The sequence below is a fragment of the Ruegeria sp. CDSC081 genome (assembly GCF_059610485.1).
Genome location: NZ_JBXWNS010000005.1, coordinates 312,897 through 339,013 on the forward strand (window position 1 = coordinate 312,897; position 26,117 = coordinate 339,013).

The 26,117-nt window shown below is 59.0% G+C and carries 29 protein-coding genes; 17 read left to right on the plus strand and 12 right to left on the minus strand.

Annotated elements, in window-relative coordinates; genetic code table 11:
• The first annotated feature begins 110 nt into the window (after nt 1-110).
• Nucleotides 111-1,061, plus strand: a complete 951-nt coding sequence (locus AC2FH9_RS11450; protein WP_496701792.1) for an L-threonylcarbamoyladenylate synthase — start codon at nt 111-113, stop codon at nt 1,059-1,061.
• Here AC2FH9_RS11450 and AC2FH9_RS11455 read toward each other — a convergent pair whose 3' ends face one another.
• Entirely contained in the window at nt 1,062-1,616 is a 555-nt protein-coding gene (locus AC2FH9_RS11455; RefSeq protein WP_496700966.1) for a YqgE/AlgH family protein, read from the minus strand.
• Between the two features lie 145 nt (nt 1,617-1,761).
• Between AC2FH9_RS11455 and AC2FH9_RS11460 the strand changes: the two genes are divergently transcribed.
• A complete protein-coding gene (locus AC2FH9_RS11460) occupies nt 1,762-2,574 on the plus strand; it encodes a protein-disulfide reductase DsbD domain-containing protein (RefSeq protein WP_496871592.1) in 813 nt (270 codons plus the stop codon).
• A gap of 7 nt (nt 2,575-2,581) precedes the next feature.
• Nucleotides 2,582-2,998: an NUDIX hydrolase gene (locus AC2FH9_RS11465; RefSeq protein WP_496696497.1), complete on the plus strand. Its 417-nt coding sequence runs from the start codon at nt 2,582-2,584 to the stop codon at nt 2,996-2,998.
• Here the strand turns inward: AC2FH9_RS11465 and AC2FH9_RS11470 are convergent.
• The 6 genes from AC2FH9_RS11470 to AC2FH9_RS11495 all read right to left on the minus strand — a co-directional run bounded on the left by AC2FH9_RS11470 (nt 2,995) and on the right by AC2FH9_RS11495 (nt 10,487).
• Entirely contained in the window at nt 2,995-6,393 is a 3,399-nt protein-coding gene (locus tag AC2FH9_RS11470) for an efflux RND transporter permease subunit (protein WP_496709225.1), read from the minus strand. The genes AC2FH9_RS11465 and AC2FH9_RS11470 overlap by 4 nt on opposite strands.
• A 5-nt stretch (nt 6,394-6,398) precedes the next feature.
• Nucleotides 6,399-7,853: an efflux RND transporter periplasmic adaptor subunit gene (locus AC2FH9_RS11475; RefSeq protein WP_496785873.1), complete on the minus strand. Its 1,455-nt coding sequence runs from the start codon at nt 7,851-7,853 to the stop codon at nt 6,399-6,401.
• Nucleotides 7,854-7,957: 104 nt separating this feature from the next.
• Complete coding sequence (moaB, locus tag AC2FH9_RS11480; RefSeq protein WP_496696503.1) at nt 7,958-8,500, minus strand: molybdenum cofactor biosynthesis protein B; 543 nt, start codon at nt 8,498-8,500, stop codon at nt 7,958-7,960.
• A gap of 6 nt (nt 8,501-8,506) precedes the next feature.
• Nucleotides 8,507-9,127, minus strand: a complete 621-nt coding sequence (locus AC2FH9_RS11485; protein WP_496696504.1) for a LysE family translocator — start codon at nt 9,125-9,127, stop codon at nt 8,507-8,509.
• Nucleotides 9,127-9,723, minus strand: a complete 597-nt coding sequence (locus AC2FH9_RS11490) for a metallophosphoesterase family protein (protein WP_496696506.1) — start codon at nt 9,721-9,723, stop codon at nt 9,127-9,129. The genes AC2FH9_RS11485 and AC2FH9_RS11490 overlap by 1 nt, the downstream gene beginning before the upstream one ends.
• Nucleotides 9,723-10,487 carry a uracil-DNA glycosylase gene (locus tag AC2FH9_RS11495; RefSeq protein WP_496871666.1) on the minus strand — a complete coding sequence of 255 codons (765 nt, stop codon included), beginning with the start codon at nt 10,485-10,487 and terminating at the stop codon, nt 9,723-9,725. Before AC2FH9_RS11495 ends, AC2FH9_RS11490 begins: the two co-directional genes overlap by 1 nt.
• Nucleotides 10,488-10,527: 40 nt before the next feature.
• Here AC2FH9_RS11495 and AC2FH9_RS11500 point away from each other — a divergent pair, with 40 nt between their 5' ends.
• From AC2FH9_RS11500 to AC2FH9_RS11545, 10 genes are all read left to right on the plus strand, one after another.
• Entirely contained in the window at nt 10,528-11,187 is a 660-nt protein-coding gene (locus AC2FH9_RS11500) for a scavenger receptor class F, member 2 (protein WP_496749980.1), read from the plus strand.
• A 74-nt stretch (nt 11,188-11,261) separates the two neighbouring features.
• Nucleotides 11,262-12,197, plus strand: coding sequence for an aspartate carbamoyltransferase catalytic subunit (locus AC2FH9_RS11505; protein ID WP_496871597.1), 936 nt, complete (start codon nt 11,262-11,264; stop codon nt 12,195-12,197).
• On the plus strand, nt 12,194-12,712 hold the full coding sequence (locus AC2FH9_RS11510) for a hypothetical protein (protein WP_496693549.1): 519 nt from the start codon (nt 12,194-12,196) through the stop codon (nt 12,710-12,712). Before AC2FH9_RS11505 ends, AC2FH9_RS11510 begins: the two co-directional genes overlap by 4 nt.
• On the plus strand, nt 12,697-13,083 hold the full coding sequence (locus tag AC2FH9_RS11515) for a hypothetical protein (RefSeq protein ID WP_496871599.1): 387 nt from the start codon (nt 12,697-12,699) through the stop codon (nt 13,081-13,083). The genes AC2FH9_RS11510 and AC2FH9_RS11515 overlap by 16 nt, the downstream gene beginning before the upstream one ends.
• A complete protein-coding gene (pyrC, locus tag AC2FH9_RS11520; protein ID WP_496696513.1) occupies nt 13,080-14,360 on the plus strand; it encodes a dihydroorotase in 1,281 nt (426 codons plus the stop codon). The genes AC2FH9_RS11515 and pyrC overlap by 4 nt, the downstream gene beginning before the upstream one ends.
• Nucleotides 14,360-14,968 carry a glycerol-3-phosphate 1-O-acyltransferase PlsY gene (plsY, locus tag AC2FH9_RS11525; RefSeq protein ID WP_142635346.1) on the plus strand — a complete coding sequence of 203 codons (609 nt, stop codon included), beginning with the start codon at nt 14,360-14,362 and terminating at the stop codon, nt 14,966-14,968. The genes pyrC and plsY overlap by 1 nt, the downstream gene beginning before the upstream one ends.
• A gap of 81 nt (nt 14,969-15,049) precedes the next feature.
• Nucleotides 15,050-15,592 (plus strand): GbsR/MarR family transcriptional regulator, encoded by a 543-nt coding sequence (locus AC2FH9_RS11530; RefSeq protein WP_496676669.1) that lies wholly within the window; start codon nt 15,050-15,052, stop codon nt 15,590-15,592.
• A 65-nt stretch (nt 15,593-15,657) separates the two neighbouring features.
• Complete coding sequence (locus AC2FH9_RS11535; protein WP_496709231.1) at nt 15,658-16,494, plus strand: fatty acid desaturase; 837 nt, start codon at nt 15,658-15,660, stop codon at nt 16,492-16,494.
• A 216-nt stretch (nt 16,495-16,710) separates the two neighbouring features.
• Nucleotides 16,711-17,187, plus strand: coding sequence for a YHS domain-containing (seleno)protein (locus AC2FH9_RS11540; protein ID WP_271948672.1), 477 nt, complete (start codon nt 16,711-16,713; stop codon nt 17,185-17,187).
• 261 nt (nt 17,188-17,448) lie between these two features.
• Entirely contained in the window at nt 17,449-17,982 is a 534-nt protein-coding gene (locus AC2FH9_RS11545) for an outer membrane protein (protein ID WP_496871603.1), read from the plus strand.
• A 44-nt stretch (nt 17,983-18,026) separates the two neighbouring features.
• Here AC2FH9_RS11545 and AC2FH9_RS11550 read toward each other — a convergent pair whose 3' ends face one another.
• Complete coding sequence (locus AC2FH9_RS11550; protein ID WP_496871604.1) at nt 18,027-19,010, minus strand: quinone oxidoreductase family protein; 984 nt, start codon at nt 19,008-19,010, stop codon at nt 18,027-18,029.
• A gap of 195 nt (nt 19,011-19,205) precedes the next feature.
• Here AC2FH9_RS11550 and AC2FH9_RS11555 point away from each other — a divergent pair, with 195 nt between their 5' ends.
• Nucleotides 19,206-20,063, plus strand: coding sequence for a DUF2189 domain-containing protein (locus tag AC2FH9_RS11555; protein ID WP_496871605.1), 858 nt, complete (start codon nt 19,206-19,208; stop codon nt 20,061-20,063).
• 9 nt (nt 20,064-20,072) lie between these two features.
• Here AC2FH9_RS11555 and AC2FH9_RS11560 read toward each other — a convergent pair whose 3' ends face one another.
• Nucleotides 20,073-21,059, minus strand: coding sequence for an NAD(P)H-quinone oxidoreductase (locus AC2FH9_RS11560; protein WP_496749977.1), 987 nt, complete (start codon nt 21,057-21,059; stop codon nt 20,073-20,075).
• 62 nt (nt 21,060-21,121) lie between these two features.
• Entirely contained in the window at nt 21,122-21,814 is a 693-nt protein-coding gene (locus tag AC2FH9_RS11565; RefSeq protein WP_496871607.1) for a COQ9 family protein, read from the minus strand.
• 111 nt (nt 21,815-21,925) lie between these two features.
• Here AC2FH9_RS11565 and rpsU point away from each other — a divergent pair, with 111 nt between their 5' ends.
• Entirely contained in the window at nt 21,926-22,132 is a 207-nt protein-coding gene (gene rpsU, locus AC2FH9_RS11570) for a 30S ribosomal protein S21 (RefSeq protein ID WP_005614280.1), read from the plus strand.
• Nucleotides 22,133-22,399: 267 nt separating this feature from the next.
• Nucleotides 22,400-23,527 carry a CAP domain-containing protein gene (locus AC2FH9_RS11575; protein WP_496871608.1) on the plus strand — a complete coding sequence of 376 codons (1,128 nt, stop codon included), beginning with the start codon at nt 22,400-22,402 and terminating at the stop codon, nt 23,525-23,527.
• 57 nt (nt 23,528-23,584) lie between these two features.
• Here AC2FH9_RS11575 and ppk2 read toward each other — a convergent pair whose 3' ends face one another.
• Nucleotides 23,585-24,502, minus strand: a complete 918-nt coding sequence (ppk2, locus tag AC2FH9_RS11580) for a polyphosphate kinase 2 (RefSeq protein ID WP_271948543.1) — start codon at nt 24,500-24,502, stop codon at nt 23,585-23,587.
• Nucleotides 24,503-24,778: 276 nt separating this feature from the next.
• Here ppk2 and AC2FH9_RS11585 point away from each other — a divergent pair, with 276 nt between their 5' ends.
• Nucleotides 24,779-25,618 (plus strand): CPBP family intramembrane glutamic endopeptidase, encoded by an 840-nt coding sequence (locus tag AC2FH9_RS11585; RefSeq protein ID WP_496749975.1) that lies wholly within the window; start codon nt 24,779-24,781, stop codon nt 25,616-25,618.
• Between the two features lies 1 nt (nt 25,619).
• On the opposite strand, the gene AC2FH9_RS11590 is transcribed toward AC2FH9_RS11585, so the two are convergent.
• Nucleotides 25,620-26,078 (minus strand): Lrp/AsnC family transcriptional regulator, encoded by a 459-nt coding sequence (locus AC2FH9_RS11590; RefSeq protein ID WP_142635322.1) that lies wholly within the window; start codon nt 26,076-26,078, stop codon nt 25,620-25,622.
• Between the last annotated feature and the right edge of the window lie 39 nt (nt 26,079-26,117).

Consider the following 26,117-nt stretch of genomic DNA (forward strand, 5'->3'; position numbering starts at 1 on the left):
TCCGCGACGCCGGGGTTGGAAATCCGCTGACTCGCCGTTATTCATCTGGGTTTGAACGATTACGTACCCATCCTTATGCTACAAGCAATCAAAACGCGGCGTCACTCACAATGATCTCTAACGGTACACTCGAACTGTCAGCCGACCCGGCGGGAATTGCTCAGGCTGCGGATCTTTTGAGGCAGGGACAGCTGGTCGCTTTCCCGACTGAAACGGTCTATGGGCTGGGTGGGGATGCCCGCAACGGAGAGGCTGTCGCCAGCATCTATGCCGCCAAGGGCCGGCCCAGTTTCAACCCTCTGATTGCGCATGTCGCATCGGTAGAGTCCGCGCGCAGGTTTGTTGAATGGTCAGATCAGGCCGAGGCTTTGGCACAGGCGTTCTGGCCCGGCCCGCTGACTCTGGTTCTGCCGCTGCGGGAAGGGCACGGTGTATCGTCGCTTGTCACTGCCGGGCTGGATACATTGGCGGTTCGGGTGCCTGCGCATCCTTCTGCCCGGGCTATTCTCGAGATGTTCGACGGGCCGGTCGCTGCGCCCTCGGCCAACCCTTCGGGACAGATCAGCCCGACAACAGCCGCGCATGTCCGCGCCGGTCTGGACGGGCGCATCGCTGCCATTCTGGATGATGGTCCCTGTGGTGTCGGGCTGGAATCCACCATTGTCGGCCTCGCTGGAGAACCTGCTCTGCTACGCCCCGGAGGGGTGGCTTTGGACCAGATCGAGGCAGCTCTCGGCTCGGCATTGCATCTACACCAATCGGGCGACACGCTAACAGCACCCGGACAGATGCTGTCGCATTACGCCCCGGACGTGGCGGTCCGGTTGCACGCGCAGACTACACATGGTGACGAGATTCTCTTGGGATTTGGGCCGGTCGAATGCGACCTGAACCTGTCCGCTGATGGCAACCTGACCGAGGCGGCGGCCAATCTGTTTGCCGCTTTGCACAAGCTCAACAGCACCGGACGCCCGATTGCCGTGTCCCCTATTCCGGACCACGGATTGGGTGCCGCTATCAACGACCGGTTGCGCCGGGCCGCAGCGCCACGTGACAGTTGATCAGGCGCGCCCTGCGCTGGCCGACAAAGTCAGAGGATCGACGCCCAGCGTTGCCAGCGCCGCCTCCCATTTCTGATCATCGGGGACATCGAACACCAGCTTCGAATCCGCATCGGTTGTGAGCCATCCGTTCATCGCGATCTCATCCTCAAGCTGCCCGGGTCCCCAGCCTGAATACCCTAGCGTCAGCATAGAATTCAGCGGCCCTTGCCCCGAGGCCAGGTCTTCAAGCACGTCCAACGTTGCTGTCATGCTGAAATCGTCCGAAATCTGCAGGGAATGGAGGTTCGCGTCATAATCGGCGCTGTGCAGGACGAATCCGCGCGACATCTCGACCGGGCCGCCGAAATGCACCAGACGCTCACCCACGATCGGGATACGGCAAGCGATATTCAACTGACCCAGCAGCGTCTTTATGCGTAAATCCGAAGGTTTGTTGATGATCAGACCCATCGCGCCATCGTCGCCATGGCTGCAAATATAGACAACCGAATGATCGAAACGCGGATCGCCCATCCCAGGCATCGCAATCAACAGTTTACCGGTCAGATCCATAAGACGACATCTCTTGCTGAGCTCCCATCAACAATGCCCCCGCAGTCCCGGTATTGGCAAGGGACGAGCGGCGATTTCGCTAGATTTCATTCGAGTGACCCGAACGTGACTTGGAATTCGCCTCGAGACCACGCATCTATAGGGTATGAACATTCACAAGACATTTCTGGCAGCCGCGCTTGCCGTGACCGTTGGCGCGATTGGACCGGCATCTGCACAAGTGGTCGGCTCGGTGGCCGAATTGGATATCCTGGACGGCGGGCGCACAGCAAATGGAGCCTATCTTGGGGCGCTGCGGGTGACCCTGCAGGACGGCTGGAAGACCTATTGGCGGGCGCCGGGCGATGCGGGCATTCCGCCACAGTTCGACTGGAAAAGATCAACCAATGTCGGCAGCGTGTCGATCACATGGCCCGCGCCGGATGTCTTTGACCAGAATGGCCTGCAGTCGATTGGATACGAAAATCAAATGGTCCTGCCGGTCGAGATTTCGCCGAAGAACCCGGCCAAACCCGTGCGGCTGAAAGGCACGGTGGATCTGGGGGTCTGCAAAGACGTCTGCATCCCGGAACGTTTGGGCTTCGATCATACCCTGAACGCCGAAGCAGAGCGCAACCCGACGATCGCGGCGGCACTGGCCAAGCGTCCCTATTCCGCCAAAGAAGCCCGGGTCGCCAACGCGCGGTGCCACCTGACCCCGACGTCTGACGGAATGCAGATCGAGGCGCGCGTCACCATGCCTTCCGCCGGTGGCCGCGAGGTTGCCGTGATCGAGCCCGGCAACCCCGAGCTGTGGGCCTCGCAAACCGACGCCAAACGGCAGGGCGGTACTCTGGTCGCCACATCCGAGGTGATCAACGCCTCGGGCGGTCCGTTTGCGCTGGATCGCTCAAAGATCCGGATCACTGTTCTGGGTGCCAATCACGCGGTGGACATTCTGGGGTGCAGCGCTGGCTGACCCCATGATGCAAACTCCGAAAATCGGTGCGCTTGCGGTCGTCATTCATGACGGGCACGTCCTTCTGGTTCAGCGTAGCAAGCAACCGGATAAGGGGCTATGGGGCTTTCCCGGCGGCCATGTGGAATGGGGCGAAACCGTCCTGCAGGCAGCACAGCGGGAACTGCGCGAAGAAACCTCGGTGATTGCCGAGCCGTTGCGGTATCTGGACAATCTGGACCTGTTGCGCCGCGACGCTCATGGCGCGGTTCTGTCTCATTACCTGTTGGTTGGCGTGGCCTGCCAGTATCAGACCGGGCAACCGGTTGCGGGGGATGACGCAATGGATGCACGCTGGTTCCCACTGGACTTGATCCGACAAGGCGCACTGCCCATGAGTGACCGGGTCACAAACCTGTTGGAAACCGCACTACGTCAGGGCTAGGCGGTGCGTCCTTTGAGACGGGCGTACAACAGGCCCGACAAAACAATGCTCACCACCAGAATCACCGTGGCGCCGGCAGTAAAAGCTCCAAACCCCATCCGCAGGATTGAGGGGCCCTCTGGCCCGGCATAAAGCCCCGAAACAAGGCCCGGTGGAGACCCGGTCACCGCAGGCCAGATCATCGTCAACGCAAACCAGAGCATCAAGGCAAACCCGGTGACAACAAGCGCCCCCTGCACCACACGATCCGGCGCCCGAATTGCGCGACGCATGGCCGTCATTGGCCGCGACAGATCGTTCAGGATCCCCAGCAGGGCAGGAACGAGTAGCAATACCAGCACCATCCCAAACGCCAACCCATAGACCAGCGTGATCACAGTCGGTTTGAGGAACTGTGCCTGCTGCGATCCTTCGTACAACAGTGGGGTCAGGCCCAGAACCGTGGTCAGCGTCGTCAGCATTACTGGCCGCAATCTGTCCGATGTCCCCTCGACGATGGAGGGCATCAGCCCACGAGTCTGCTGATACTCGTCAATCGTCGTCACCAGAACAATCGAGTCGTTGATGATGATTCCGGTCATCCCAAGCAGGCCAACGACCGTGAACATGCTGAGCGGAACCTCCCAGATATAATGACCCCAAATGGTTCCGACCAAACCAAACGGAATGATCGCCATCACCACCAATGGTCGGGTCCAACTGGCAAAGACCCAGGCCAGCACCAGATAGATGCCCGTCAGGCACAGGATCAGACCGGTACGGGCTTCGGACAGAAACTCTTCTTCCTGCTCGCTCAGACCTGCCATGGTCCACTCGACCTGACGTGTGGCTGCGATATTGGGCAGAATTTCCTCGCTCATCGCACGGGCGATCTCGGCCGCGCGTGTTGGATCATCCTCGGAGATATCGCCATAGACCGAAATCACCCGCAGCCCGTTTTCACGCCGCACGGTCGAGAATCCGGATTTACGCTGAACCGAAACGATATCGGCCAACGGGACATAGACTCCATCGGGCGTGCGCATCAGTGTGCGTTCCAGGAAATCGGCGGTCAGTTCTCCTTCAGGCAATTCAACCCGGATCTCGGCACTGCGCGGGCCATCAGGAAAGGTCGCGGCCTCGATCCCGTTCAGACGGTCCCGCAGCACCCGGCCCAATGTTTCGATCCGAAAGCCCAGCGCCTGTCCCTGCGCGGTCAGATCCAAAATGTATTCTTCCTTGTCATAGGCCAGATTGTCTTCCAGCGCTGAAACCTCAGGGTATTTCGAAAGCGCGACCTGCAAGTCCTCGGAAGCCGTTTTAAGCGTGTTCACATCGGCGCCGTAGAGCTGCACATCAATCGCATCTCCTCCCGGACCAGACCGCCAGCCCCTGAAGCTGAGCAGCTCAAGTTTGGGATGGCTTGGCGCCATTTCCTGCAACTCTCCGACAAACTCGAAGCTCGAATAGGGGCGCAGGTCGGCATCTATCAACTCGATCGAAATCCCGCCCAGCAAATCCGTGTCCTTGCCATCCGCTGCCGAAAGTGCACGGCCCGCGGATCCCCCGATCTCGGCCAGCACGTAATCAATGGGGTTGCGCCCGTGCCGCTCTTCATAGCGTTGGCCAAGCGCCTCTACCGAGGTCTGTAGTTGGTGCATCATGGCCAACGTATCCGCGCGGCCTGCGCCCTCGGCCATGATAAAATTGCCTGTAACCGATCCACGCTCGGGCGCATTGAAGAACCGCCAGTTCACGTCCCCGCGGATGAACAGGGAAATCTGGCTGGCCAGAATGACGATCATCGCCGACACCACCACATAGCGTGCCCAGATTACCCAGGCGATCAGCGGTCGGAACAGCGTATCACGCACCCAGCGAAACCCCTTGTTAACCACACGGTTCGGCAGATCATACCAATGTTCCTTGGCAGAGTGCGCAATCGCGTGGGCCATATGGTTGGGCAGAATCAGAAAGCATTCGATCAGCGAGGCGATCAATACCGCTATCACCGTGAAGGGGATGTCGCGGATCAACTCTCCGAAACGGCCACCAATCGCAGTCAGGCCGAAAAAGGCGATAACCGTGGTCAGCGTCGCAGCAAAGACCGGCATCGCCATGCGACGTGCGGCGCGTTCGGCGGCCACCATTGGTGGCTCACCCAGCCGTCGCGCGCGAAAATCGGCATGTTCACCCACAACGATGGCGTCATCCACGACGATACCCAGAGTGATAATCAAGCCGAACAACGACACCATGTTGATCGACAGGCCACCAATATACATGAACGCAATCGCCGCCGACATTGCCACCGGGATACCCGCGGCAACCCAAAAGGCAATCCGCGCATTCAGAAACAGAAACAGAAGGCAGACCACAAGACCCAGCCCAACCAGCCCGTTATCGACCAGAATATCCAGCCGGTCGGTGATCGCTTGCGCCCGTGTCCGGATCAGCTCGGCCTTTACGCCCTCGGGCAGGCTGGCTTGCATCTGCGAGACGACATCTTCGACCGTGTGTTGAATTTCTATCGCGTCGCCCAGATTTGACCGGTCCACACGGACGGACATTGCCGGGTTCTTGCCAACAAAATAGCTGCGGTTTCGGGTAACCCCCTCGATCCGGATCTGCGCCACATCACCGATCAACAGCTTTGAGCCATCGGTGAAATTGCGCAGCGTAATCCCTTCGATCTCTTCCGGGCTGCGCTTTTCGGTGCCGGTGCGAATGCGCGCATTGGCCCCTGTTACATCCCCTGCCGGATTGGCGTTGACCTCGGCAGCGATGGCTAAGGCGATCTCGGATAGGGTGATGTCGTTGGCGATCAGCTGTGCTGTGGGCACCTCGACTACAACGCGCGGCGCGGCGAGGCCCCGGATCGTGGTGCGGGTCACGCCAACAGCGAACAAACGGTTGATCAGCTCATCGGTGAACTTGGCCAGCTGTTCAGGATCGACAGGGCCAGTGACGACAACATCCGTGACGCGATCGCGCCAGGCGCCGCGTCGGATGGTCGGCTCATCAGCGTCGTCTGGCAGGTTGGTGACACTGTCGACCGCTGTTCTGACCTCTTCGACCGCGCGAGACATATCCCAGTTCGGCTCGAACTCCATCCGGATCTGGGCTGTGCCCTCGCGCGAAGTCGAAGAGGTGCTGGACACGCCTTCAACGGCCAGAAGGGCCGGCTCCAACAACTGAACGATGCCATTATCAACATCTTCAGGGCCAGCTCCATCCCAGCTAACGCTGACATCCACCCGTTCAAGGATCACATCGGGAAAGAACTGCGCCCGCATATTCGGGATGGCCGCCGCGCCCAGCACCAGCATAACTAGCAGCAGCAGGTTGGCGACCGTCCTGTGGCGCGTGAAATAGCTGAGTATCCCCCCAGCCGCGCCGGGAATTTCGCGCATCATCGCGCCTAACCTCCGGCTCGGTTTTCGATGCTGCGCACCAACGACGCGGGAACCTTGGCTTCGCCCAGTTGGCCCAGCACGCGGGCTTTGACATCTTGAGGCAATGCATCACTGGCTTCGACCTGCGCCACCAGCTGGGCACGCTGTTCCTCGGACAGCTCGACCATATCCGTCTGGCCCCCTGCGTTGGCCTCATCCCGCAGCGGCCTGACCCGGACACCGGCCCCAAGCAGAGGCGTTCGACCAATGACAACCTCGCGACTTTCCAACCCCCGCCCGCGCAGCAGCACCTCATCCCCCTGACGGCGGATCAACTGCACTGGTAGAACCTCAAGCCGGTCATCCTTGCCCAGAATCAGAACCGTCCCTGCTGAATCCAGAACCGAAGACGGCAGGCGCACCACGTTCTCAAGCGGCTGTTCCTGAACCGAGACTGTCACGAAATCACCGGGCTTGAATCCCGAAGTATCCTCGAGCAAGGCATAAAGCAGGCGACCGGTTTGCCCTTCTCCGGCCGAGCCGCTATCGCGGCTTATGCGGCCCTGCGCCGCAAGATCTGCTCCTGTAACCTCTAGCGATACAGTGACCGGGGAATTGATCAGATCCCCTTCAGCATCCAGCAGGCGCACGAATTGCGCGGTCGAGACGCGAAAGGCCACCTCAAGTGCTTTAGGATCAACCAATTCGGCCAGTTTTTCGTTGGCTGACACGAGGCGACCCTCGACCAAAGTTACGTCGGTCAATGTGCCCCCGAACCGGGCATGGATGGTCATGTCTTCCAAATCACGTTCGGCGGCGGCCAGTGCGATACGAGCACGCGACAGCAACGTCGTCGCCTGATCGACGCGCGATTCCGCCTGTGCCAGCGCGATCCTCCGGGCCAAAACAGATTGCTGTGCCGATGCCTCGGCCAGTTCCGCCTCTTCCACGGATGCCGCCGCGCCCACTCCCCGGCTTTTCAAGTCTTTTTGACGCTGCAGGGCACGTCCCCGCAATTCGGCCTGCGCCTCGGCCGAGTTCAGCTCATCCTGCGCCAGCAGCAGCGACCGTTCGGCATCGCGTTCCTCAAACTGAGCATCCAGCAGGTCCGACTTGGCGCGGTCCAGCGCCGATTGTGCATCCGCCGGATCAAGCTCGACCAGAACCTCTCCTGCAGTGACAGCACCGCCATCTTCGAAATCTTCGGACAAGGTTATCACACGGCCACCAAGCGCTGCACGCAGTTCCAGGCGGCGGCGGCTTTGCACCTCACCAAATGCTTCAAGATAAGGCGTTACGGTTTCCACTTCGGCATTCCGGACAGTAACCGCAAAAATGCGCTCCCGCGCCTGCGGAGCGGCATCCTCGCGCGTCAGAACATCCTGCACTGCACCCGCGATCATCTGAACCGCCACAAACAAGAGTGCCAACGTCAAGGACGTCAGGAAAACTCCGGCAAGGCTCTGCCTCAGAAAGCGCATTTACTATCACCCCGTTCGCATCAGGCTGGCATTTCAGAAGGTAGCTTTGCCCCGAAAAATGCCAAGCCACAAAGCGGTAATACACATTTGAACGTGTAACCAGCTTACTTCCGTCGCAGATGTTCGTCCAATCTGGGCATAATTTCCACGAAATTGCAGGGCCGGTGACGATAATCGAACTGTTTTAGCAATATTCCATCCCAGGCATCCTTGCAGGCACCGGGGCTGCCGGGCAATGCAAACAGATAGGTGCCCCCGGCGACGCCACCTGTGGCGCGCGACTGGACGGCAGAGGTGCCGATCTTTTGCATCGACAGGATTGTAAAAACCGTGCCGAATGCGTCGATTTCCTTCTCGTAGACATCCCGATGCGCCTCGACTGTAACGTCGCGCCCTGTCAGGCCGGTACCCCCGGTCGAGATGACGGCATCTATTTCAGGATCTGCGATCCACACGCGCAGCTGTTCTGCAATCTGGGCGCGCTCATCCGGAAGGATCTTGCGGTCCGCGACCAAATGGCCCGCCGCCTGAATCCGATCCACCAAAGTCTGTCCCGATCTGTCCTCGGGCAGCGTCCGCGTATCCGAGACAGTGAGGACGGCGATCCGAACTGGAATGAATTCTTTGCTTTCGTCGATGCGTGACATATGACGTCAGGCCCTTTCCATAATCGCAAGCCGAATGGCGAGCGCCGTAAAAATCCCTCCGGTCACCCAGCCCATGAAACGCGACGCACGCGGGTTCGAGACCAAGACTCGGCCCGTGCCACCGGCAAACATGCCGACCATCCCGTTCACCACAAAGCCGCCCAGCGCGATGATAAGGCCAAGGGTCAGGAACTGCGGCAAGATTGGCCCCAAGGCCGGGTCCACAAATTGCGGGATGAAGGCCAGCACGAACAGGATGACCTTTGGATTGGTGAGATTGACCAGCAGCCCATCACGAAACGCAAGTTTCCCGCTATGTGCCGGTGCCTCGGTCGGCGCAGCACCGTTTTTGATCGAACGCCAGGCCAGATACAGCAGATAGGCCACCCCCAACCAACGGATCACATCAAACAGCCAGGGCAGCGTGGATACCGCCGCGCCAAACCCAAGCCCAGCCAGCAGGACATGCACCATCGACCCTGCAGAAATACCGGCGCTGGCCGCGAGCGCGGGCCGTGCGCCTTTGCGCAGGCCCTGCCCAAAGCAGAACATCATATCAGCGCCTGGGGTAAGGTTCAGAGCGAGCGCAGCCGGGATAAACGCCAGAAGGGTTACAGTTTCGATCATCAATGCAGCTCAAACCAATTTGGTCTGGGCCCCAGATTGGCCACCTGGGTGCGCCCGATTGCCCCGCGATACCCCCAGCTGTCATGGATATGGCCATGCAGAGAAAGCTGCGGCTGCACCCGCTCGATCGCGTCGCGCACCGCGACCGAACCGACGGCGCCGCCCATCGACGTGACATCGCCATGCCCTTTGGGCGGAGAATGCGTAATCAGAATATCGGCAGCGTCGCACCGATCCAGCAACTCGGCGGCCTCGGCCTCGGTCAGATCGCAGGACCAACCGCCAAAAGGCGTCACGGGCACACCATATCCCAGACCAAACAGGCGCACCCCGTCCACAGTCATCCCGGTACCGTGCAGCACGTGGACACCTTCGGGCACAGCCACTGTCAGCTCTTGGACGCTTTCGGCATTGCCGGGGGTTAGGACCAGAGGGGCCGAAATGCCCGCAAGCATCTCCATCGCCTGATCCAGCCCTTGCCGCATATTGCAGAAATCACCAGCACCGATCACCAGATCCGCCTCGGCGCTGGCGGCAACCAATTCTACCGCCCGACTGCGCGCCATATGCAGGTCGGAAAAGGCCAGGATGCGCATCACTTGCCCTCCAGCCGGGCCTTCAACTCCAACAGATCTGCCCAGGCCTGCCGTTTCATTGGCGGTTGCCGCAGCAAGTAAGCAGGGTGAAACATCGGGATGACCGGCAGCCCCCAAGCCTGATCCCACTGGCCGCGCAACCGAGTTATACCGCGTTTGCCCAGCACCGCCTGACAGCTGATATTGCCCATCACGACCAGAACCTCGGGCTTGGCCAATGCGACGTGGCGCTCCAGAAACGGCTTCATCATGCCGATCTCTTCGGGCTTGGGATCCCGGTTCTGCGGGGGCCGCCAGGGCAGAACATTGGTGATATAGACGTTTTCGGCACGGTTCAGCTCAATCGCGGACAACATCCTGTCCAGCAACTGCCCGGCCCGGCCAACAAAGGGCTTGCCCTCGCGATCTTCATCCCGGCCCGGAGCCTCGCCTATAATCATCACCCGAGCACCCGGCGTCCCGTCGGCAAACACCAACTGGCGCGCACCACGTTTCAAATCGCAATGATCAAACGCATCCATCGCAGCGCGCAACTGGTCCAGCGATCCAGCAGTCTTGGCGACTGAATCGGCAATCGCCAACGCATCGACCGGCTTGGGCTTTTCCGGCGCCGTTTGTACCGCTGTGGGCTTTTTGGATTTCGGCGTAGTGTCTGGCAACGCATAGCGGTTCACCGGGATATCCCCGATCGCATCCGTCGCGCCGAGTTCAATCTGCCAATCCAGCAGAGCCCGCGCTGTGTGATAATCCAAAGCCGATTCCATAGACCTCAATCTAACCTCCTTTTGACCGAGGGAAAGCGAATTGGCCTTGATTGCGCGCTCGGTCGCACCGACCATTGGGGCAATCATGCTGATCCTGTTTCGAATCCTCTCAATTTGGGCGCTGCTGGCCTTGGCCAGTGGGCCGGTTTCGGCGCAGCTGTTTGACCGTAACGACCAGTGCCGCGCGGGGCAGTTCGCCTGTGGCAGTCGGTGCTGTTCCGGTGGGCAAAGATGCAGTTTCGACAATCATTGCATCCCGCTGGGCGGCACCTATTGCGGCGGCGGCCGCAGCTGCGGGCCGTTCGAGCGCTGCGTGGCAGGCGGGTTGCGCTGCGCACCCAAAGGGGCCAACGCATGCACCACGCGTCTGGACTGCCCCGGCGACAGCTTTTGCAACGCGCGCGGGGAATGCCAGCGAAACACCCCCGAATTCGACCCGGATTCAGCCACCAGCGGCAGCCCCATCACCTGTGACGACGGCTTGACCTGTGCGGCCGGATCATCCTGCCTGCCAGGCGGAGGATGCGCGCAGCCCGGTTGGTTCTTGTGCGAGAAAACCGGATCACAATGCCGCCCCGGATTCAAATGTTCGAACCATCAAGGATGTGTGCCGGTTAAGGCGATCGACTGCGGCTATGGCAAATGGTGCAAACCCGGCGAACTGTGCTTGCCCGAAGGCGGGTGCGAGAAACTGCCCTAACGCCTTGATCCCAAGGTTGCCTTGCGCGGCGCGGCTTTCTATAAGCGGGCCGATTGTCAGACAGGAGTCCGCCCATGCGTTTCGCCCATCGTCACCTTCTTGGCATCGAGCACCTGTCCCAATCCGATATTACCGCCATTCTTGATCTGGCCGAGACCTATGTCGAGATGAACCGGCAACCGAACAAGCACTCGGATGTGCTGGCGGGGCTGACGCAAATCAACATGTTCTTTGAGAACTCGACCCGTACTCAGGCCAGTTTCGAACTGGCAGGCAAGCGGCTGGGTGCGGACGTGATGAATATGGCAATGCAGGCCAGCTCGATCAAAAAGGGTGAGACGCTGATCGACACGGCGATGACGCTGAACGCAATGCATCCCGACCTTCTGGTGGTGCGGCACCCGCATTCCGGCGCGATTGATCTGTTGGCGCAGAAGGTGAATTGCGCCGTACTGAACGCAGGCGACGGGCGGCATGAGCACCCGACACAGGCGCTGCTGGATGCGTTGACCATTCGCCGCGCCAAGGGTCGCCTGCACCGGTTGAACATCGCGATCTGCGGCGACGTCGCCCATTCCCGCGTGGCGCGGTCGAACTTGATCCTGCTCGGCAAGATGGAAAACCGCATTCGCCTGATCGGCCCGCCAACGCTGGTCCCCAGCCAATTTGCCGAGTTTGGAGCCGAGATCTATGACGATATGAACGAAGGCCTTCAAGACGTCGATGTCGTGATGATGCTGCGCCTTCAGAGAGAGCGGATGGATGGCGGGTTCATCCCCTCGGAACGTGAATACTATCATCGCTACGGGCTGGATGCCGCCAAACTGGCGCAGGCCAAACCCGATGCCATTGTAATGCATCCCGGCCCAATGAACCGCGGGGTCGAGATTGACGGAACGCTAGCCGATGATATCAACCGCTCGGTCATTCAGGAGCAGGTTGAGATGGGTGTCGCCGTCCGCATGGCTGCGATGGAACTGCTGGCCCGCAATCTGCGCGAGGCCGCATGAGCGATCTGGCCGTCGCATCCCATGAACACGGCGTTATCCGCCTGTTCGCACTCGACATGCGCCCGGAAGAGGCCAAGTTTCTGCGCGAACCCGGAGCCGCCGATCAGATTCTAGGGGTAGCGGGGCTGGATCCCGAGCAGGTCGACGTCTTTCCGGTCTCGGACCTCGAAGACCTTGGCCTCTATGGCTATCTGACCGAGGGCTGCGACGTGTCCGCAGATCAGCTGGACCGCACAGCGCTGGATGCGATTGACGGCTGGGTTCTGGTAGTCCGCAGCGCCGCATTTCGCGGTCGTGCAGCCGCTTTGCGCCCCGACCGCAGGCTGCGCCTGATCGGCCTGTACACCGAAGAAGCAACAAGCTGGGCAGGTGGCCGGATTGAGACGGAAAGCGCGAAACCGTATTCGGCGTCGCAATCCGCACCGCAAAATGACAAACCGCGTCGCATGGGCTCTGCGGTTCTGGCGCTGCTGATCCTTCTGGTTATCGGAGGTGCCCTATGGCTGATCCTGTGACTTTCCCGCCCGACAAAGGGGCCTATATCCGCACCAACACGTGGATGGCAGCCGCGGCTATGGCAGGGGCCATGGTCATCCTTTGGCTGATCGGTAATCCCTATGTCTGGACCGGCGCGCCAGCGGGCCTTGCTGCAATCGGCATTCGTGCGTGGTATCTGGCCTCAGAAGAGCTGACGGCCGCATGGGAAATGACAGACACTACTCTGACCGGTCCTGGCCCGCGCAAAGTGGCGCTGAACCAGATCGAGGCTGTTAAAACCATGGGTAGCTTTGTTCAAATCGTCACAAAAGGCGGGGACAAGCACCTGATCAAGTATCATGCAGATCCCGCCGCTACCAAAGCCGCTATTGAAAGGGCCATGGCATGAGCAATCTGATCTTCACCAACGCCCGCCTGATCGACCCCGAAACTGGCGCGGACGCACCGGGATGGGTGCATGTGGCTGATGGCCGTATCGTGGCCAAGGGCGAAGGTGCGGCCCCGTCGATTGACGCGCAGGTCATCGACTGCGGCGGGCATTGCCTGGCACCGGGCATCGTCGATCTCGGCGTCAAGGTTTGCGAGCCGGGCGAGCGGCACAAGGAAAGCTATAAATCCGCAGGCCTGGCGGCGGCGGCAGGGGGTGTGACCACGATCGTGACGCGCCCCGATACCTTACCCGCCGTGGACACGCCGGAAACGCTGGAATTTGCGACCCGGCGCGCACAGGCGGATGCCCCGGTCAACGTGCTGCCCATGGCGGCCCTGACCAAAGGGCGCGAGGGGCGCGAGATGACCGAAATCGGATTTCTGCTGGATGCCGGTGCCGTCGCCTTTACCGACTGTGATCATGTCATTGCAGATACCAAAGTGTTCACCCGCGCGCTGACCTATGCGAAATCCTGTGGTGCGCTGGTGATCGCCCACCCTCAGGAACCGGGGCTGAGCGCTGGCGCCGCCGCCACCAGCGGCAAATTCGCCGCCTTGCGCGGATTGCCCGCCGTTTCCCCAATGGCCGAGCGTATGGGGCTGGACCGCGACATTGCGTTGCTGGAAATGACCGGTGCGGCCTATCACGCCGATCAGATTACCACCGCCCGCGCCCTGCCCGCGCTGGAGCGGGCCAAGCGGAACGGGCTGGACATCACTGCTGGAACCTCGATCCACCATCTGACGCTGAATGAGCTGGACGTGGCCGACTATCGCACCTTCTTCAAGGTCAAACCTCCGCTGCGGTCGGAAGATGACCGGCAGGCTGTCATCGAAGCGGTGCGGGCAGGTCTGATCGACACGATCAGTTCCATGCACACGCCACAGGACGAAGAAAGCAAACGCCTCCCGTTTGAAGAGGCGGCCTCGGGCGCGGTGGCGCTGGAGACGTTGCTGCCTGCGGCTTTGCGCCTGTACCATGCTGATCAACTGGACTTGCCGACTCTGTTCCGCGCGATGGCTCTGAACCCGGCTAAACGACTGGGCCTGGACAGCGGTCGCCTGTCTGAGGGCGCGCCGGCCGACCTGGTTCTGTTCGACCCGGATGTGCCCTTTGTGCTGGACCGGTTCACGCTTAGATCCAAATCGCAGAATACGCCATTTGACGGCCAGAGGATGCAAGGTAAGGTCACCGCAACCTATGTGGCAGGCCAAGAAGTTTACCGGAGACCCTGATGCCCCTGATCGACAGTACGATGACCCAGCTGATCCTCTGGGCCGCGATTGGATACCTGATGGGGTCGATCCCCTTTGGCATGATCATCGCCAAGGTGATGGGACTGGGAAATCTGCGCGATATCGGGTCGGGCAATATTGGGGCGACCAATGTACTTCGCACCGGCAACAAGGCCGCCGCCGCGCTGACTCTGATCTTTGACGCCGGGAAAGGGGCCGCTGCCGTCTTGCTCGCCCGTGCCATGGCCGGGGAAGACGCCGTACAGGTCGCCGCATTGGCCGCGTTTCTGGGCCACTGTTTTCCAGTTTGGTTGGGCTTCAAAGGTGGCAAGGGTGTCGCGACCTTTCTGGGCCTCTGGCTAGCGCTTGACTGGGGCGTGGGCATTGCCTGCTGCATAACTTGGCTGGTGGCCGCTGCCATCTGGCGGATTTCGTCGCTTGGGGCCCTTGCAGCAGCGTCCCTGTCTACAACCTGGGTCATGGTTTTGAGTGACGGGTCGACGTTTATTCTGGGAATCGTCCTGACATTGCTTGTGTACTGGCGCCATGCCGCCAATATCTCGCGCATCAAAGCTGGCACCGAACCCAGGATCGGGTCCAAGACCTGATATCCGCCCGAGTTAATTGGTTCTTGATCGAATCATTTCTATCTGTAATTTCTGTCATTACAGAAATTACTGGATACAATCATGCACCTTACTGAATCCATGCGCGACTTTATCCTCCATTGGGGGGAAATGGGTACCAAGTGGGGTGTGAACCGCTCGGTCGCGCAAATCCACGCGCTATTGCACATCTCGCCCGAACCGATGACTGCAGATGAGATCTGTGAAACGCTCGGGCTGGCCCGCTCGAACGTCTCGACCGGGCTGAAGGAACTGCAAGGCTGGAAGCTGATCAAAGCCAGCCGAAACCTGGGTGACCGGCGCGATCACTTTCATTCGATCCGGGACATGTTTGACCTGACCAAAGCTGTGGTTGAAGGCCGCCGCGAACGTGAATATGCGCCCACTCTGGCCGCGCTGCGTATCGTTGCCCAAGAGGCTCAGAATGACGGCACCTCGCCCAAAGTGCGCCAGCGGATTGATGAGACGCTAGAGACCATGCAAATGTTCGACGACTGGTATGTCGATGTGAACCGTCTACCTCGCCGCGTTCAACTGGCAATCGTCAAACTTGGCGGACGCATCGCCCGGCTGCTGCCCAAGGGACAAGGGGACAAGTCACCCTAAAAATTTTACCCTCAAATTTCTCTCAATACAGAAATCTCAGAATATGATGTAAGAAGGAGCATGACATGATCCAGCCCAAACGCCCGCCCGAACGCGCCCCGAAAGGCATCCAATGGGCCGACCTGGTTCCCCTGAACCGCTGGGACAAGATCAAGGAACTGATGCTGCCGCTGCCCTGGCTGCTGCTGTCTCTGACGCTCTACAGTACTGCCCTCTGGCCACTTGGTGCTATGGCCAGCTTTCTGTTCTTTCTGTGCGCCCTGCGCCTGAACCACGAAGCGATCCATGGCAATCTCGGGCTGTCGCGGCGGCAGGATTCCTTGGTGATGCATGTGCTCAGCGCGCTTATGTTGGGTTCTAATCACGCTTTCTGCCAATGCCACCTGCTGCATCACAAACACGCCATGGGTCCGGGCGATTGCGAGGGGAATTGCGGGCACATGACCCTGGCGCAGGTCTTGGTATACGGACCCCGGTTTCCCTTCGACATCAACCGTGCGGCCTGGCGGGTCGCCAACGCCAAGGCCCGTCGCCGCATCCTGATCGACTGGGGGCTGGTGCTTGCCGTGATCGCCACTGCTGTGCTGAGCGGATCGCAAACCCTGCTACTGCACGTGGCTGCGATGAGCACAGCCCAATGCCTTGCCGCCCTGTTTGCGGTCTGGATAACCCATCAGGGCACGCATGACAGTGGCGTTGCCGCGCGCAGTCAGCGCGGGGTGCTGGCGCGGCTGGCCTATCTGATGTTCTACCACCGCGAACACCATCTGTTCCCGAAGGTTCCTGTCAGCCGGTTGCCCGTTCTTGCGGATCGGCTGGAACGTTCGGTTGCAGGATATGCCGCAAGTCGCAAGCCGGTCATCGGCTGGCTGGAACCCCGCCGGTTCCGGGTTGAACCCTAATCCTTGCTGATACGCGCACCCAAGGATCCTGAGCGGAAACGCACAGGATCCGTTTGCCAGCACACAATCACCTTTAGTTGTTTTGAACGTGATCAATACGCTGCCCACTTCGTGGTCGTGGCGGCCAATTACCGACCGCACGGAACAAAACAATCAGGGTTGCCCAGACTCAATTACGGAATCCCCCGGCAGCTCGATTCACGAAAGGTGAAAACAATGAACAAGATCAAATCCCTTATCGGCGGCGTCGCGCTGTCTGTTGCCATCGCAAGCTCAACCCTGGCTGCAGGCGTCGAACTGAACGCAAGTTCGACCGGTCTGGCGCTGCAGGGCTATGACCCGGTCGCTTACTTCACCGCTGGCGAAGCCACCAAGGGCGATTACCGCATCACTGCGCTGCACAACGAAGCCTTGTACCGCTTCGCCTCGGAAGAAAACAAAGTCGCGTTTGAAGAAAACCCCGAAGCCTACCTGCCCGCATATGGTGGCTATTGCGCATTCGGCACCGCGATGGGCTTCAAGTTTGACGGCGACCCGAACTACTGGAGAATCGTCGACAACAAGCTGTACCTGAATCTGTCCGCAGATATTCAGGAACGTTGGGAAGGCGACATCCCCGGCTTTAACGAGCGCGCCGACACCAACTGGAAAGATATCGCCGACAAGAGCCCTTCGGAATTGCAGGCGCAATAATCCGCCCAAGAAAAACACCGGATCGGCGGCAGTTCACCCTGCCGCCGATTACCATTTGAAACCGCCATTTTTCACCCTAGTTGTTCAAGCAGGAACGAGCCCAAAAAACGTGGGCCAGTGCCCCGAAGCGGCGGCACAGAAATCAGGTACGGAAACAGCCAAAAAACAGCGATCCGGTCGTCAGACCGGGCCCTGGCAATACCACGTACAAATGAGCAGCACAGGTTTGCTGAAGACCAATTCGAAAGAAAGGTTAACAGAATGACAGGAAGATTTTTTATTGCGGCCTTTATCGCCTCTATTGCGGCCGGAGGCGCCTCGGCGCAATCCTCGGGCAACTGGACGGGCTTTTACGGCGGCCTTCAGGTCGGCTATGCCGATATCGACACCAATGTTTCGGGCGTCGACGGTGATGGCGCGATTGGTGGTATCGTGTTGGGATATGATTATGATCTGGGGGATTGGGTTGTCGGTGGCGGCTTCGACTACGACTGGACCAGCATTGAACTGACCCCCGGCGTCGAGGTCGAAGACGTTTGGCGCCTCAAAGCACGCGCCGGATACAAAGTGACTCCGGTGGGGCTGCTATATGGTATCGGGGGCTATGCCGAGGCGAGTACGGACAGTCTTGGCAGTGACGATGGTTGGTTCATCGGCGCTGGGTATGAACAGATTGTCGCCCCCAATGTCAGCGTTGGAGGCGAAATCCTGTATCACGAATTCAACGATTTCGATTCGACCGGAATTGATGTGGACGCGACCACAATCCAGGCCCGCGCCACCTACCGATTCTAAGAAAACAGTGACGGAACCCGGCACAAACGCCGGGTTCCTTTCATTTACAGCTCAAGAACAGTGCTGCCTGTGGTTTGGCGCGCCTCAAGTGCGCGATGGGCCTCGGCCACCTGATCCAGCGGGAACCTCTGATCAATGTGGATTTTGACCTCGCCGCCTTCGACCTTGTTGAACAGGCGCCGCGCCATGGCCTGACAGACCGCGTGGTCCGAAATATGTGTGAAGAGCGTTGGCCGCGTTATCTTGAGCGATCCTTTCTTGGCCAGAATACCAATGTCGATCAGAGGCACCGGGCCCGAGGCATTGCCGAACGAGATCATCATGCCAAGCGGTTTCAGGCTGTCGAGCGATCCGTCAAACGTGTCCGACCCGATGGAATCCATCACCGCGTCTACGCCTTTGCCTTTGGTGATCTGCGCGACGCGCTCGGCAAAGTTCTCGGTCCGGTAATTGATGCAATGCGCGGCACCGTTGAACTGCGCCAAACTGCATTTTTCATCGGTTCCGGCAGTACCGATCAACGTGATCCCCTCGGATTTGGCCCATTGGCAGGCAATCAAGCCAACACCCCCGGCAGCTGCATGAAACAGCACGGTATCCCCGCGTTTCAGCGGTGTGGTGCGATGAAACAGATATTCGACTGTCATCCCCTTGAGCATCATCGCGGCCGCCGCATCAAAAGAAATTCCATCCGGAAGCGGGCACACCTGTGCGGCGGGCATGACCCGTGCCTCGCAATAGGCTCCGGGCGGAGAGGCAGCATAGGCCGCGCGCTGCCCGGGTTCCAGATGCGTTACACCTTCCCCAACGGCTTCGATCACGCCAGCGGCCTCCATGCCCAAAGCCTGAGGCATATCCAGCGGATACAGCCCAGTGCGCTGATATACATCAATGAAATTTAGCCCGCAGGCATGATGACGAATACGAACCTCACCGGGGCCGGGTTCACCAAGTGGGCGATCTTCGAACTTCAGAACCTCGGGGCCGCCGTGTTCATGGATGACGACGGTTCGTGCCGTTTTCTGCATGTTGTCCTCCTCTAGCCTCAGGCCAAGCTAACATGCCTGTGACGCAGGGCAATCGACACGATTGCGCGAGGCGCAACCCAAACGCGAAAATTTGTGCTATACTATGCCCAAGGCGTTGCTGGCTGGTCCGGCCAAAAGCAACAAGTCGCCGGATTGACCCCGCTGCGCAACATCGCAAAGCAGGAGGGGACGGCAATGGACAAAACGATTGGCAATCCGATCACCTGGGCGGCACGGAACATAGGTGCAACCGGGGATCACCTAGCTGAAAATATCAGCCATATCGGCAGCGCGGATACACGACACCTGCCAGTGGTTCGTACGCTGACGATGGATGATCTTTGGGCCTGCCTGAGGGCAGGATACAGCGATTTTCTGGATACAAGGGCCGATGCGATATTCGTTGTGCTCATCTATCCGATCGCAGGTTTTCTGATGTTCGGAATTGGGCTGAACACAAACATGGTTCCAATGCTGGCACCGCTGGTTGGTGGTTTTGCGCTTGTGGGTCCGGTGGCCGCCCTTGGCCTGTACGAAATCAGCCGCAAACGAGAACAAGGTGGCGAGGCTGGTTGGCTGGATGCGTTTGGCGTGTTCCAGTCCCCTTCCCTGGGTGCGATTCTGGCTTTGGCGTTTTACATGGTCATGCTGTTTCTGGTTTGGCTGATGGTCGCGCAGAGCATCTATGTTCAGACACTCGGCCCTGACCTGCCCGCGTCGCTGGGTGCCTTTCTAACCCAAGTGTTCACCACCGCCGCTGGATGGACCATGATCTTGTTCGGGAACGCTGTTGGGTTTCTGTTTGCCCTCGTCGCCCTGGCAATCAGCGTCGTCAGCTTTCCGCTGCTGCTGGACCGCAAAGTGGGCGTTCCGGTCGCCGTGGTGACATCCGTACGGGTGTTGCGTCACAATCCGGGCGTCATCCTGGGCTGGGGATTCATCGTTGCCGCGCTGCTGGTCATCGGAGCGATCCCGATGTTGCTGGGCCTGATCGTCGTGATGCCCGTACTGGGCCACGCCACCTGGCATCTCTATCGGCGCGCAGTGGCCTGAAACACAGCTTTATCCCGCAACTTTCAGAACAATCTTGCCAATATGGCCAGAGCTTTCCATCCGGGCATGGGCCGCCGCCGCATCAGCCAGATCAAACTCACTATCCATGACAGGGGCAACTTTTCCCGCCTCGAGCAAGGGCCAGACCGCTTCGTGCAAATCCGAAGCGATTTTTGCCTTGGCCAGATCGCTTTGCGGGCGCAGGGTACTGCCAGTCAAGGTCAGGCGTTTGACCATCATAAGCGCAAAATTCAGCTCGACCACGGGCCCCTGAAGGAAGGCTATCTGCACCAGCCGTCCATCCTCGGCCAGCGCCTTAACGTTGCGTGGGATATAGTCGCCGCCCACCATGTCCAGTATCAGGTTCGCCCCGCCCTCGGCCCGCATCGCGGCTACGAAATCCGCGTCACGGTAGTTGATCGCCTGTTCGGCACCCAGCTTTTCACAGGCCTCACATTTTTCAGCCGAGCCTGCAGTCGTAAAAACCCGCGCTCCAAAGGCGTTCGCCAGCTGAATCGCCGTTGTGCCGATACCACTGGAACCACCATGCACCAGAAACCGCTCACCGGCCTTCAGGCTGCCGCGCATAAAGACGTTGGACCAGACGGTAAAGAAGGTCTCGGGCAGGCAGGCGGCTTCTTTCAGGCCCATCCCCGCTGGCACCGGCAAACAATGCGCCGCAGGTGTGGCCACATATTCGGCATAGCCACCGCCCGGCAGCAAGGCACAGACCTGATCGCCAACGGATAGGTCTTCGACCCCCGCCCCGACGGCCACGACCTCACCCGCGGCCTCAAGACCCGGCAGATCACTGGCACCCGGAGGTGGATTATAGGCACCGGCGCGCTGCAGAGCATCCGGGCGGTTCACCCCCGCATAGGCGACTTTGAGGATCACTTGACCGGCCAAAGCTTGGGGCATCGGGCGTTCTGTCAGTTGCAGAACATCCGGACCGCCGGGTTCGGTGATTTCAACGGCGCGCATCATCTGAGTCATGGGTAGATCTCCTTTGGCCAATGCCTAGCAGGCTGAAACGTCAAGGCCCAGTAGCAAGAGGACTACTTGCGCGGTGTCAGGAATCCGGGAAGCGTGCCGTGGGTTTTAGTCGGAGCCTTCACCTGCCCGGCCAGCCAATTCGGAACAGCAAGAAACGGTCTGAACAGAGGATTGTCCCTAACCTGCCCCTTAAGCTTTTCGAACTGCATGACATTGTCGATACGACGGTCCAGAAACTCCCACGTTTTCTGATTCCCGGGCGAATCGTCCCCCAACCAGAACAACAGGGTCGAGGAATAGACCCCCGACAATGTCGCCCGCTTGGTGTACCAGTTCACGTCGTCCGACGTATCTCCCAACGTGTCCCAGATCAGATCACAGGTTTGCCATACTGCCCTTGCGCCATCAGCCGCGTGGCTTGGCAGCGAAAACATGGTCATACCCCGGCGCACGAGTTCCTTATCCGGCACGGCCTGTAGCCGGAACCGGACGGCAGCGGCGATCCGGTCACGGAATTTGATATCGCCCAAATCCTCAGTTTTAAGGCGATCTGCCATCACTGCGTCCCCGCGCGCATGAAATGCCAACGCTAGGTCAACGGCACCACGCGGACAAATCGCCCGCACCAGAACGTCATCCATTCCACATTCTTCAATCGCCCCGCGAAAGCTGGTTTCCGACCAGCCATCGAAGGGAACATGTGTCAGCATCGCATCCAAAAGCTGCTGCTTGGCGTCTTCATAGGTGGTTGTCATGGCGGTTCTCCGGTTATCAGGACCAGTACTAGACAAGATAGAGGCGCTTTGCTATACGGCCAATTCCTGCAATTTCCTTGCAACTCTATCTAGAAAGGTGGTGACAACCACATGCAGGTTAGTGTTCGCGACAATAACGTCGATCAGGCGCTTCGTGCCCTGAAGAAAAAGCTGCAGCGCGAAGGCGTGTTCCGCGAAATGAAGCTTAAGCAACATTTCGAAAAACCGTCCGAGAAAAAAGCGCGCGAGAAAGCTGAAGCGATCCGCCGTGCCCGTAAACTGGCACGTAAGAAAGCACAGCGCGAAGGTTTGCTCTAAGCACCTTCCTCGTCCAGTTTTGGATGACACTATTTGACGACCCCCGAGGCATCGCCCGGGGGTTTGTCGTTTTCAGGGTGACGTTGCGCGCTTTTTCGCGACTGGCTGACGCAACCCAGCGTCAATGCGCGATAAATCGCGAACTCAGATTCAACTTCCGGTGGCGATCTGCCCACCAACCGCGAGCGGCACGATTGTGTCTTCTCGTCGCCAAGTTCTCGCCACTAATGTCCCGCCAAAATAACGCAATCTATTGGAGGCAGAATCATGTCAACGGCCAGCGATCTAGAACGGCAGATGCTCGCATTGATCAATGCAGAGCGGGCGAAGGCGGGCTTACAACCGGTCAAGCTTGAGCTTCGGCTGAACGCAGCGGCGGAAGATCACAGCGAGTGGATGCTGAACGTCGATAAGTTCAGCCATACCGGCGCCGGAGGTTCGCGACCATCGGACAGAATGGAAGATGCGGGCTTCGAATTCTCCGGAAGCTGGCGTGCGACTGAAAACATCGCATGGCAGAGTGTCCGCGGTGCGCCGGGGCTGTCGGATGACGTTCAGGATCTGCACAACAGCCTGATGAACAGTTCCGGCCATCGCGCGAATATTCTGGACGCCAACGTGACCGTTATTGGAATTGGGCTTGAGGTCGGAAACTATGACGGCTGGAACGCCATCATGGTGACCCAGAACTTTGCACGGACCTCTGCGCCTTTGCAGCTTGATACCAGCAGTTCGGGCGGTTCCGGTGGTTCCACACCTCCACCGCCCTCGGGGCAGTTGGACGTCAGGGCTGGCAAGATCGGCACTGCTGCGGATGACTGGTTCGTTTTGAAATCCGGACAGGCTGGCCTTTTGGATGGGCGCGGCGGTGATGATATCCTGGTTGGCGGCGGCGGCCGTGATAAGCTGCTTGGCCGCTCCGGCGACGACACCCTGAACGGCGAAGGCGGAAATGACACTCTGGTTGGCGGTGCTGATAATGACGACCTGAATGGGGGGGATGGCAAAGACCTTCTGAAAGGCGGCTATGGCATTGACCAGCTGGACGGTGGCGGCGGAAAAGATGTGCTTAAAGGCGGAGGGGGCAACGACATTCTTGTCGGCGGCGCGGGCAACGACAAACTGATTGGCGGCAATGGCGCAGATGTCATGACCGGTGGCACCGGAGTGGATCAATTCTACTTCACCAAGGGCGCGGATACTGTAACGGATTTCACTGACGAGGATATCGTCAACTTCCGGCAGGCCAAGTCTATCGTTGGGTATAACGATCTGATGAAGAACCACATTTCACAATCCGGAAATGACGTCATCATCGATGCCGGTAACGGCCACACCCTGACACTAGAAGATACCTTGTTATCGGACCTAGCCAGAGACGACTTTGTGTTCTGAAGGCCGGACAAGCGAAAACTAAAGCCACGCCCCCGGAATCCGGGGGCGTTTTCGTGATCAGTAAATCTTGGGCACGTACAGGTCGTCCGGCAAAACACGCCGTTCGTATTCCGGATTATATTTGCGATCCGGGAGATCGACTTTTTCCTGCGGTACATCCGTATAGGGGATCTTGGTCAGAAGATGCTCAATACAGTTCAGGCGCTCACGCTTTTTGTCGTTGCCTTCGACGATGTACCAGGGCGCCTCGCGGATGTTGGTACGGAACAGCATGTCCTCTTTGGCTTTGGTATAGGCCTCCCAGCGGATACGGGATTCCAGATCCATGGGGGACAGTTTCCACTGTTTCATAGGATCGTGAATCCGCATAAGGAATCGCAGCTGCTGTTCCTCATCCGTGATCGAGAACCAGTATTTCAGCAAGATGATCCCGGATCGAACCAACATCCGTTCGAATTCGGGAACGTCCTGAAAGAACTGATCAACCTGATCTTTGCTGGCAAACCCCATCACCCTTTCGACCCCGGCACGGTTATACCAGGACCGATCGAACAGAACGATCTCACCGGCGGCGGGCAGATGCGGGACGTAACGCTGGAAATACCACTGGCTCTGCTCACGACGGCTGGGCGCCGGCAGAGCAACCACCCGGGCAACACGCGGATTCAGACGCTGCGTAATCCGCTTAATCACCCCACCCTTGCCAGCACTGTCCCGGCCTTCAAACAGGATACAGACCTTGGCACCGGTATGCTGCACCCAGTCCTGCACCTTGATCAGTTCAGCCTGAAGTCGCAGCAAGTTACGGAAATAGACCTTGCGATCCAGCATGTCGGGATGCTGATCCTTGTAGATCTTCCGCACTTCCACCGACAGCATGGGCTCGCTGAATTCGATCTCAAAATCTTCGTCCAGCGCGTCTTCCAACTCGGCTTCGAGCCAGTCTTTTGGTGCATGGTTAAATTCGTCGGTCAAGGTCTGCTCCTTATCAATTAACGGGTCAGGACCCTATCAGGCGCGTGTAACCGCCTGATGTCATCACGGAGGTAGATGAAAGCCTTTTTCTAAGCTTATCTGCCGGGGTCAGCAAGATCACTGCCCCAGGAATTCGGAAACTTGGCATTTCCGCTCGGCTGGATCATTCAATCGCCAGAGCCACCCCTACTTCAGTTTGTATGAAGCCTGTTAACACGACTTGCCAGCCCGAGTGTTCTGAGGGCATCAGAGCACAGGTCATTTCAGAGAGGGGCCGTGGCGCATTTCATATCTGTTCTGCCGGTTGTTTGGCCCTGGTTTATCCTGATCGCCGCACAGATATGCGCTGTTTCGGGGAAATGGTCTTTGGGGTTCGTTCTGCTGACCTGTTTTGGCCTGATTGCTCTGACCTTGGGTCTGGTCACGCCCTTTGCCGCAGCTATTGCGTCAGCAGGTCTTGCCGGAGCGTTGATGCTACGCGGTTTGAACGGTGCGTTTTCCTTTGTTGGACATATCGCCTTGATCCTGTGGTGCCTGGCCATGGGCGCACATCTGGTTCCGGGCTTTCATAACCTTCTGGTACTGGACCGGGTTCCTTCCGGTCCGGGCAGCACCGATTTCACGATGTACCTGAACCTGGACAAGCCTCTGATCCTGTTCGCCGTCCTTCTGGCCTGGCCACGCATGAATGATGGGGTAGCGTATATACGCAAATCGCCGCTGGCGGTCGGGCTGGTCGCATTGCCGGCCCTGTTTCTACTGGGCCTCTCAGTTGGTGCCATCCGGCCAGAGTTCACCCTTCCCCATTGGTGGATGATCTTTGCACTTTCCAACCTGTTTCTGACCTGCCTCACGGAAGAGGCCTTTTTCCGTGGCTATCTGCAATCAGCACTTTCCAAACGCCTGGGGGCTGCTGCGGGGATTGCTGCGGCCAGCCTGCTTTTCGGGCTTGCACATTTTGCAGGTGGACCTGCATTGGTTTTCTTTGCAGCCCTTCTTGGCGCGGCATGTGGCCTGGGATATTACGCGACAGGACGTCTTTGGGTTCCGGTTCTGATGCATTTCGCCTTTAACGCGGCGCATCTGGTGATTTTCACCTATCCCGGCCCAGCCTAGGTTAAACCGGCAACGCCGTCGTCTTGAACACAGTCCGAAGCGCGAATGAGCTTTGCATCTGCGCCACGCCTGGAAGTCGAGACAGATATTGGCGATGGATGCGGGCGAAATCCTCGGTGTTTTCGGCAACGACCTTCAGTATGTAGTCCGCAGTTCCTGCCATCAGGTGGCATTCCAAAACATCCGGGATCCGCGCAACGGCTTTCTCAAAAGCCTCCAGTACTTCCTCGGCCTGGCCCTGCAAGGTGATCTCGACAAACACCGTTGTTGGCACATTCATCTTGCGCGCGTCCAACAAGGCAACGTAGTTGCGGATATAGCCATCGGCCTCAAGCCTCTGTACCCGCCTGTGGCAGGCCGAAGGCGACAAATTCACCTGCTCGGACAATTCGGCATTCGACATACGACCATTCCGCTGCAAGGCGGCCAGAATCTTTCTATCTGTCGTATCAAGGCTCATCCACGCAATTCCTTTGCGGGTTTTACCCATTGTAGCGAA

Bases quoted from the DNA above. Each gene is read 5' to 3' on its own strand.
- AC2FH9_RS11450 (WP_496701792.1), top strand. From the start codon at position 111: ATGATCTCTAACGGTACACTCGAACTGTCAGCCGACCCGGCGGGAATT.
- AC2FH9_RS11455 (WP_496700966.1), bottom strand. From the start codon at position 1,616: ATGGATCTGACCGGTAAACTGTTGATTGCGATGCCTGGGATGGGCGAT.
- AC2FH9_RS11460 (WP_496871592.1), top strand. From the start codon at position 1,762: ATGAACATTCACAAGACATTTCTGGCAGCCGCGCTTGCCGTGACCGTT.
- AC2FH9_RS11465 (WP_496696497.1), top strand. From the start codon at position 2,582: ATGCAAACTCCGAAAATCGGTGCGCTTGCGGTCGTCATTCATGACGGG.
- AC2FH9_RS11470 (WP_496709225.1), bottom strand. From the start codon at position 6,393: ATGATGCGCGAAATTCCCGGCGCGGCTGGGGGGATACTCAGCTATTTC.
- AC2FH9_RS11475 (WP_496785873.1), bottom strand. From the start codon at position 7,853: ATGCGCTTTCTGAGGCAGAGCCTTGCCGGAGTTTTCCTGACGTCCTTG.
- moaB (WP_496696503.1), bottom strand. From the start codon at position 8,500: ATGTCACGCATCGACGAAAGCAAAGAATTCATTCCAGTTCGGATCGCC.
- AC2FH9_RS11485 (WP_496696504.1), bottom strand. From the start codon at position 9,127: ATGATCGAAACTGTAACCCTTCTGGCGTTTATCCCGGCTGCGCTCGCT.
- AC2FH9_RS11490 (WP_496696506.1), bottom strand. From the start codon at position 9,723: ATGCGCATCCTGGCCTTTTCCGACCTGCATATGGCGCGCAGTCGGGCG.
- AC2FH9_RS11495 (WP_496871666.1), bottom strand. From the start codon at position 10,487: ATGGAATCGGCTTTGGATTATCACACAGCGCGGGCTCTGCTGGATTGG.
- AC2FH9_RS11505 (WP_496871597.1), top strand. From the start codon at position 11,262: ATGCGTTTCGCCCATCGTCACCTTCTTGGCATCGAGCACCTGTCCCAA.
- AC2FH9_RS11510 (WP_496693549.1), top strand. From the start codon at position 12,194: ATGAGCGATCTGGCCGTCGCATCCCATGAACACGGCGTTATCCGCCTG.
- AC2FH9_RS11515 (WP_496871599.1), top strand. From the start codon at position 12,697: ATGGCTGATCCTGTGACTTTCCCGCCCGACAAAGGGGCCTATATCCGC.
- pyrC (WP_496696513.1), top strand. From the start codon at position 13,080: ATGAGCAATCTGATCTTCACCAACGCCCGCCTGATCGACCCCGAAACT.
- plsY (WP_142635346.1), top strand. From the start codon at position 14,360: ATGCCCCTGATCGACAGTACGATGACCCAGCTGATCCTCTGGGCCGCG.
- AC2FH9_RS11530 (WP_496676669.1), top strand. From the start codon at position 15,050: ATGCACCTTACTGAATCCATGCGCGACTTTATCCTCCATTGGGGGGAA.
- AC2FH9_RS11535 (WP_496709231.1), top strand. From the start codon at position 15,658: ATGATCCAGCCCAAACGCCCGCCCGAACGCGCCCCGAAAGGCATCCAA.
- AC2FH9_RS11540 (WP_271948672.1), top strand. From the start codon at position 16,711: ATGAACAAGATCAAATCCCTTATCGGCGGCGTCGCGCTGTCTGTTGCC.
- AC2FH9_RS11545 (WP_496871603.1), top strand. From the start codon at position 17,449: ATGACAGGAAGATTTTTTATTGCGGCCTTTATCGCCTCTATTGCGGCC.
- AC2FH9_RS11550 (WP_496871604.1), bottom strand. From the start codon at position 19,010: ATGCAGAAAACGGCACGAACCGTCGTCATCCATGAACACGGCGGCCCC.
- AC2FH9_RS11555 (WP_496871605.1), top strand. From the start codon at position 19,206: ATGGACAAAACGATTGGCAATCCGATCACCTGGGCGGCACGGAACATA.
- AC2FH9_RS11560 (WP_496749977.1), bottom strand. From the start codon at position 21,059: ATGACTCAGATGATGCGCGCCGTTGAAATCACCGAACCCGGCGGTCCG.
- AC2FH9_RS11565 (WP_496871607.1), bottom strand. From the start codon at position 21,814: ATGACAACCACCTATGAAGACGCCAAGCAGCAGCTTTTGGATGCGATG.
- rpsU (WP_005614280.1), top strand. From the start codon at position 21,926: ATGCAGGTTAGTGTTCGCGACAATAACGTCGATCAGGCGCTTCGTGCC.
- AC2FH9_RS11575 (WP_496871608.1), top strand. From the start codon at position 22,400: ATGTCAACGGCCAGCGATCTAGAACGGCAGATGCTCGCATTGATCAAT.
- AC2FH9_RS11590 (WP_142635322.1), bottom strand. From the start codon at position 26,078: ATGAGCCTTGATACGACAGATAGAAAGATTCTGGCCGCCTTGCAGCGG.